Annotated in this window: 7 protein-coding genes; 6 read left to right on the plus strand and 1 reads right to left on the minus strand. The window is 37.2% G+C overall.

Annotated features, from left to right (window positions below; genetic code table 11):
- The 3 genes from RLO81_RS11255 to RLO81_RS11265 form a co-directional block, all read left to right on the plus strand.
- A partial coding sequence (locus RLO81_RS11255; protein WP_350111525.1) for a T9SS type B sorting domain-containing protein occupies positions 1-387 on the plus strand: 387 nt, incomplete at its 5' end.
- 1 nt (position 388) lies between these two features.
- A complete protein-coding gene (locus RLO81_RS11260) occupies positions 389-1435 on the plus strand; it encodes a PorP/SprF family type IX secretion system membrane protein (protein ID WP_350111527.1) in 1047 nt (348 codons plus the stop codon).
- Positions 1436-3460 (plus strand): OmpA family protein, encoded by a 2025-nt coding sequence (locus RLO81_RS11265; protein ID WP_350111529.1) that lies wholly within the window; start codon positions 1436-1438, stop codon positions 3458-3460.
- On the opposite strand, the gene RLO81_RS11270 is transcribed toward RLO81_RS11265, so the two are convergent.
- Positions 3449-4633: a proline dehydrogenase family protein gene (locus tag RLO81_RS11270; protein WP_350111531.1), complete on the minus strand. Its 1185-nt coding sequence runs from the start codon at positions 4631-4633 to the stop codon at positions 3449-3451. The two genes, RLO81_RS11265 and RLO81_RS11270, sit on opposite strands and share 12 nt — an antisense overlap.
- Positions 4634-4711: 78 nt before the next feature.
- Here RLO81_RS11270 and pheA point away from each other — a divergent pair, with 78 nt between their 5' ends.
- From pheA to RLO81_RS11285, 3 genes are all read left to right on the plus strand, one after another.
- Positions 4712-5785: a prephenate dehydratase gene (gene pheA, locus RLO81_RS11275; RefSeq protein WP_350111533.1), complete on the plus strand. Its 1074-nt coding sequence runs from the start codon at positions 4712-4714 to the stop codon at positions 5783-5785.
- 1 nt (position 5786) lies between these two features.
- Positions 5787-6872 (plus strand): chorismate mutase, encoded by a 1086-nt coding sequence (locus RLO81_RS11280; RefSeq protein ID WP_350111535.1) that lies wholly within the window; start codon positions 5787-5789, stop codon positions 6870-6872.
- Positions 6873-6874: 2 nt separating this feature from the next.
- Positions 6875-7715: 3-dehydroquinate synthase (locus RLO81_RS11285; RefSeq protein ID WP_350111537.1), on the plus strand; the 841-nt coding region annotated here is incomplete at its 3' end.

Below are 7715 nucleotides of genomic sequence, written 5' to 3' on the forward strand. Positions count from 1 at the left end.
TTTAAATCTATTGGCACATATAATGTAACCCTATCAACAAAGAAAGGTGAATGTTCTGATTCCTATAGCATTGCAGTAAATGTTGTTGAAAATACCAATTTGTTTATACCTAATGTTTTCAGTCCTAAATCTTCTAATCCGGAAAATAGCACAGTAAAAGTATACGGTGAAGATCTATCAAACGAAGGGTTTGAGTTCTTTATTTACAACAGATGGGGCCAAGTAGTTTATCGAACTTCAAACCTTGATGAAGCACAAAGTTATGGTTGGAATGGTGAGACTTCTGGCGAAGAAAAAGGAAATAGCGTTTTTACCTATACCGTACGAGGAAAGTATAACAACGGAAACCCTTTTGAAGAAACAGGAACGATAACTTTGGTTAAATGAGATGAGCAATAGGTGGCTCAAAACATTTATCGTAATAGTTTTTACACTTCCTTTGGCGCACAAAGTACGAGGGCAAGATGCCGTATTTTCTCAATTTTTTAATAGCACACTTTATTTAAATCCAGCATTAGCTGGTATTGAACCTGATGTTACTGTAAGTTTCGGCCACAGGTCGCAATGGCAAAATTTACTATTCCCTTATACAACTAGTCAATTTTCAGCCATTGTTCCCTACTATAAAAATAAGCACCAAAAACCGTTGGGGCATGTGGGGGCATTGGGGGTATCTGTTTATAGTGATGTAGCTGGAGAAGATAACAATTTTAAAACAACTGGTGGTAACATTACAGGTGCTTACAATTTGCCTCTGGATAAACAATATGTACATCTGGTTTCATTCGGATTACAAATAGGTGCTATTAATAAGAGAATTGACTCGGAGAATTTACAGTGGGGTGAGCAGTATGACCCGTTTATAGGATTTGATGCCAGCATCAGCCCTTCAGAAGTAAGCAACCTTAGAGGTAGAACATTTATTGATATCAATGCAGGTGCTTTTTATTGGTGGACACCCTTGTCACGTGAAAAAGCAATTATCAATAGTGCTAATTCAGGCCTATCTGTTTCTCATCTAAATAACCCCAATGAATCCTTGTTAGATACTGAAACCCAGCAGTTACCTCTTTTATGGAAATATCATGGTGGAATAGTATTTAATTTGTCACATAAAGCCACAGCATCTGTTAACTACTTAATTGCCTATCAAGATGAAACAACCCAGAATAATTTAGGTAGTTATTTGAGTTATAAACTCACAACATTTCAGAGCGGCAAAGTTAAGTATGGTATTGCAAGGTTGGGTGGCTGGTACAGAATCAATGATTCGTTTATATTGCTGACAGAATTTGAAACTGCTTTGTTTAAGGTTGCCTTTAGTTATGATTGGAACACATCATCATTACGTTATAACGACCGTGGAATTGGGACGTATGAAATTAATTTGGCCTACAGGTTTGCAAGTCATACACCTCCTAAGTCAAGATACTAAATGAGATACCTACTAACAGTTTTACTCGCTAGCTGCTTCTACAGTAATTTTTCCCAAAAAATACTCTGGGCCAGCGAGGTATTGGAAGTCTCCTCTGAATGGACAGCATCGAGGCATTTGGTATTACTAGGTGATGAATCTCATAAAGCTAAACAAGTACTAGGTGAGCCAAACATATATCCTGGAAGTGAAGGATCTACACGAGCATGGGCACCCAAAAAAGCTAAGGAAATTGACTTTATTAAAGTAGGCTTTGAAGAGGCCATTAAAATAAAGCAAATAGCCATTGCCGAGTCATTAAACCCAACAGCTGTTTCTAAAGTATATGCGTACGATGAACAAGGAAAAGAACACCTGATAAATATCTTTAATCCTAAACCCATACCAATTAAGGGACGACTTTTAACAGTTTTCTTCGAGCAAACTCCCTATAAAGTTAATGCCATAAAAGTAGAAATAGATGGCAGTAAAGTTCCAGGACATAATGGCATTGATGCCATTGCAATTTCAGATTCTGACGAGCCCATTAAAATTAATGTGGATTTTGCCACTGGTATTTATGCAGCTGTAGATCCAGAGAAACTAAGTGAAAGTATTAATAGTCCTTATAAAGACCTAAAACCTTTGATCACCCCTGATGCGAATGCTATGTTTTTTAGTAGGGTTCAGGATCCAAATAATATGGGAGGTCGTAAAGATTTAGAGGACATATGGTATGCAGAAAAAGATATAAACGGGGAATGGAAAAAAGCAGTAAATATAGGAGCTCCATTAAACAATGAAGGCCCAAATTTTATCTGTTCTATAATACCCAATAAGAGTGGTTACATATTGCTCTTGGGTAACAGGTACAAGAAAAACAAAATGATTGAGGGGTTATCCATTGCCTATAAGTTAGATAGTGGATTATCATCTATACGAGATGTTATCATTGAAAACCCTGAAAACTACTCACCTTACGCCAATTATTTCATGAGCCAAAATCAAAAATCAATCTTGATGTCAGTTCAGCGCAGAGAGTCATTTGGTAAAAGAGATTTATATGTAAGCCATATTAGAGAAAATGGGAATTACGGCACTCCTATTAACCTCGGAAAAACCATTAATACATCTGATGAAGAATCATCACCATTTTTAGCACCGGATGGGAAAACCCTGTATTTCTCTTCTAAAGGTCATTTAGGCTTTGGTGGTAGCGATATATTTGTTTCTCACCGACTGGACGACACCTGGACGAATTGGAGTGATCCCGAAAATTTGGGGCCAACAGTTAATAATGAGGCCGATCAGATTTTTTTCCAACTTGAGTACGATAGTAAATATGCCTATTACGTAAATGGCACTGGCAATGATGCAGACATCTACCGGATTGAATTACCAGTAATGCATTTACCTGAACCAATAGTTACAGTTTATGGAAAAGTTTTAGATAAGAAAACCCTTCAACCTTTGGATCATGCAGACGTCACATTATTGAACAGCACCTCTAATATATTTGAAGCAGAAGTATATACAGATGAAGATGGTTTTTACAGTTTCGCTATACCAATTGGTGCTATTTATGAAATAAATGCTGAAAGGGAAGGTTATATTTCTGTTGAACATGAACCAATGGATATGCTTGCTGTTTATGAAAGCGATAGTGTTTACAAAGACATTTTGATGTCGCCCATAGAAGTAGGCGAACGCATTTCACTTGATAACATCTATTTTGATTTTGATAAGGCCACACTGAGGCCTTCATCGGCCCCACAGTTAAATAAAGTAGTTCAATTTTTGGAAGATAATAAGAAAGTGAAAATTCAATTGGATGGTCATACATGCTCCATAGGTAAAGATGATTATAACCAGAAACTATCGGAAGATCGTGCCAGGGCTGTACTTGAATATTTACTGGATAACGGTATTAAAAGTAAACGACTATCATCATTTGGTTTTGGTGAAACCAAACCCCGAGAAACTAATGAAGAAGAGTCTGGGAGAGAAAAAAACAGACGTGTAGAATTTGTGATATTAGAGAAGTGATTTCCTTCGCTTTAATTCTTTTCTAATTAGCGAAAGTTCTCTGCTACTTTGCCCGGCTACCGAAGTATTTTCACTTGCCCTTCTCAGTAAATATGGAATAACAGACTTAACGGGACCATAAGGAACATACTTAGCCACGTTATACCCAGCTTTAGCCAGATTAAACGAGATATTATCACTCATTCCATAAAGCTGCGCGAACCACACCCTGGGATCGTCATTTTTCATACTATGTTTTTCCATCAATAAGGCTAGGTAATAATTACTGTACTCATTATGTGAGCCACACACCACTGATACGCGCTGTTTATTATCAATACAAAAGGCTAATGCTTTATTAAAGTTATCATCAGTGGCTTCTTTGTTAGGCTGAATGGGACTTTCGTAGCCTATTTCCTCTGCTCGTTCTCTTTCTTTTTCCATATAGGCACCTCGTACGAGTTTTACACCTAAAAAGTAGCTATCCATTGCCGCATAATGAAATGCATTTTTTAGGGCCTCTAACGTACCTGTCCGATACATTTGAAGAGTGTTGTACACAATCGCCTTCTCTTTATTGTATGCCTTCATCATCTCATACGCCAGTTTATCTATTGGATTCTGAAGCCATGTTTCCTCTGCATCAATCAAAATGGGCACATCATTTTCATATGCCTTTTTACAAATTTGGTTGACTCGTTCCTTCACATTTTCAAAGGCACCTTTTTCTTTTTCTGTTAGCTGCTCTCCATTTTGTATTTTAATTAGGAGATTGGTATTCGCAAGGCCTGTTACCTTAAATACGCTAAACGGTATATTGGGTGAAGATTTGGCTACTTCTACTGTTTTAATAATTTCATCCATTGTTTTATCAAAAGACGCTTCATCCTCTTCGCCTTCAACGGAATAGTCTAAAATAGTACCTATGGAATAATCACTGAGTTCTTTAATTGTTTGTTCACTTTCTTTGATTGTTTCGCCACCACAGAAGTGCTCAAAAATAGTATATTTAATTATCCCTTTAATGGGTAAGCGTAATGCCATTCCCAATTTCACAGACCCTGTGGCCAGACTAGAAATCGCTGGATTATTTACAACCGTAAAAAGGAAGTTAGCCTTTTTAAGGGCTTTATTTGATTTCGCCTCAAAGGCTACAGAAGTATCATCAAAAGATATATTCGATGCTAATTGCATAGGTAAAATTTAACGTGCCAAAGATATAAAATAACCTATAATCAACTGATTTGTTTTAATTTAATATCTTAGTTAGGTATGAGTGAAATCAAATCCATAGATGAAGCGAGAGTAAAAATCGATTCAATTGATGCAGAATTGCTGCGCCTGTTAAATGATCGAATGGAAGTGGTAAAAGCCATTGGAGACCTGAAAAGAAACACAAATGGTGCTATATACAGGCCCGACAGAGAGCAGGCCATAATCCAGAGATTGTCTGAACAGACAACAGGCAGATTAAACAAGAAGGCGATTGAAGCTATATTTCTTGAGATTTTTGCAGTAAGCCGCAATATAGAGTTATCAGAAAAAGTGGCATACCTTGGCCCTGAAGGAAGCTTTACGCATCAAGCAGCTGAAAGCAGGTTCGGTGCAATAAGTGAATATATTCCCCTAAAAACAATCAAGAGTGTTTTTGAAGCAGTGGCTACTGAGAGGGTGCGCTTTGGTGTAATTCCAGTAGAAAATAATCAAGAAGGCATTGTGAATGACACTATTAAACTCTTAAATAGTTTAGATATTAATATCGTTGCCGAACTACCTATGCCTATTCATTTTACATTTGGTTCAGTTAACGATGACTTGAAAGTAATATCAAAAATCTATTCCAAGGACATTGCTTTTAAGCAATGTAGCAAATTTATTGAAGAGTATTTTGATCATGAAGTTGCCTTGATCCCTGTAGATTCAACAAGTAAAGCAGCTCTGTTAGCCTCTGAAAATAGCGATTCAGCCGCCATCTGCTCGCCTATTGCCGCCAAGCTCTATCAATTGCCAGTTTTATTTGATAATATAGAAGACAGTGCAGATAATTTTACAAGGTTTTTAATAATATCAAACGATTTTAAAAACAGCAAAAGTGGTAACGATAAAACCTCCATACTGGTTAAGCTTTCTTCAGAGCCGGGTAGCCTTGTTAATTTTTTACAAAAGTTTTACGATGCTAATATTAATTTGAATAAAATTGAAAGTTATCCTGCAAAAAAAGGAAAAGGTTTTAGCTATCAGTTTCTTTTAGAATTTGATGGGCATTTTGAAGATGAAGCAGTAAGAAATCTAATCGCAGAAAGCGAACGTATTAAATGGCTAGGCAGCTACCCCAAATTATGTTAGTATGAGAGAAAGAATAGAAACCCTTTGGAGCAAGGAGAAAACACCGATAGTTATTGCAGGGCCATGTAGTGCCGAAAGTGAAGAGCAATTGCGATTAAGCACAAGAATGCTCAATGATTTGGGTGTGAAAGTAATACGTGCTGGAATTTGGAAGCCAAGAACAAGGCCCAATACGTTTGAAGGAATAGGAAGCCCTGCCCTACAATGGATTAAAGACATTAAGAAGGATTTTGATGTTCAATTTGCTATTGAAGTAGCTACTGCGCAACACGTGGAGTTAGCATTAAAATATGGTGTAGATGTATTATGGATTGGCGCTAGAACTACAGTAAATCCTTTCACGGTTCAAGAAATAGCAGATTCACTAAAAGGTATTGATATACCTGTGCTTGTAAAAAACCCTATTAATCCTGATTTAGCGTTATGGCAGGGTGCTTTAGAGCGTCTTTCAAATGCCGGAATTACCAAACTTGGAGCCATTCATAGAGGATTTTCTTCGCACAGAAAATCTAAATACAGGAATGAGCCATTGTGGCAAATTCCTATTGAATTAAAAAGGCTTTACCCCGAGTTGCCACTAATAGGCGACCCAAGCCACATAGCGGGCACCCGAGATTTAATTGAATCAGTTTCACAAAAGGCTCTTGATGTTAATTATGATGGCCTAATGATAGAAGTGCACCCAAACCCTGATAAGGCGCTAAGTGATGCGAAACAGCAGATAACTCCAGCTACATTAGAGCATTTACTCAATACCTTGCAAGTTAGATCAGCCACCTCGGATAACGCCTTGTTTCTATCCAAACTAGAGCAATTACGGGATAAGATTGATGAAATTGATCAGGAGCTCATACAGATATTAAGAAACAGAATGGAGGTTGTGGATGAATTGGGTATGTACAAAAAGGATAACAATGTTACCATATTTCAACTTAACCGATGGAAAGAGATAATGCAAAGTAGAGGTAAGTGGGCAGAAGATGCACAGCTAAGAAGAGAGTTTATCGAGGACATTTACAAGATTATCCACGAGGAGTCAATAAAAAAACAAACGAGTATTTCTGAAGCCACAACCACCAATAAGTAATTGTGAGCAAGGTTATTTTTTCAACGGAAGTAGGTAAAGAAGTAAAAAAGGTAGTGGCTACCTTACCATCAAGTAAAGTTGCAGTGCTGGTTGATGAAAACACCCATGAACATTGTCTTCCTCACCTAGGAATCAAGGATTTTGTGTTAATAAGAATTAATTCTGGAGAGGTACATAAGAATCTTGCAACATGCCAGTTTATTTGGGAAACACTTACTGACCATGGCTTTGACAGGCAAGGTTTATTGCTCAATCTTGGTGGTGGAGTCATTGGCGACATGGGTGGTTTTTGCGCAAGTACCTATAAAAGGGGTATTCGATTCGTTAATATTCCTACCACATTACTCGCCCAGGTAGATGCCAGCGTTGGAGGTAAATTAGGCATAGATTTCAATAGATTTAAAAATCATATTGGAATTTTTGCAGAACCTGAAGCAGTAATTATTGACCCTTTTTTTCTTGAAACATTACCGGCAAATGAACTAAGATCGGGATTTGCTGAAGTCATTAAACACCATTTAATCCGAGATTTAGATGGTTGGAAACAACTCTCACAATCAAAAATGGAAACATTAAATTGGCTGGAGGTAATCAAACATTCCGTTGAAATTAAAAACGATATAGTTATAAAAGACCCAAAGGAATCCGGTGTTAGAAAAATATTAAACTTTGGACATACCATTGGCCACGCGCTTGAAAGCCACTATTTAAATTCAGATGAACCGCTACTACATGGAGAAGCCATAGCCCTAGGGATGATCTGTGAAAGCCATATATCCTATCAAAAGAATATGATTTCAAAGGAGATGTTAAAGGAGATTACAGGGTGTATTACAAGAAATT

Source organism: Fulvivirga sp. (assembly GCF_040220315.1).
In the GTDB taxonomy this organism is placed as follows: Bacteria; Bacteroidota; Bacteroidia; order Cytophagales; family Cyclobacteriaceae; genus Fulvivirga.

Coding starts and splice junctions, on each gene's coding strand:
- RLO81_RS11260 (WP_350111527.1), top strand. CDS start 389: ATGAGCAATAGGTGGCTCAAAACATTTATCGTAATAGTTTTTACACTT.
- RLO81_RS11265 (WP_350111529.1), top strand. CDS start 1,436: ATGAGATACCTACTAACAGTTTTACTCGCTAGCTGCTTCTACAGTAAT.
- RLO81_RS11270 (WP_350111531.1), bottom strand. CDS start 4,633: ATGCAATTAGCATCGAATATATCTTTTGATGATACTTCTGTAGCCTTT.
- pheA (WP_350111533.1), top strand. CDS start 4,712: ATGAGTGAAATCAAATCCATAGATGAAGCGAGAGTAAAAATCGATTCA.
- RLO81_RS11280 (WP_350111535.1), top strand. CDS start 5,787: ATGAGAGAAAGAATAGAAACCCTTTGGAGCAAGGAGAAAACACCGATA.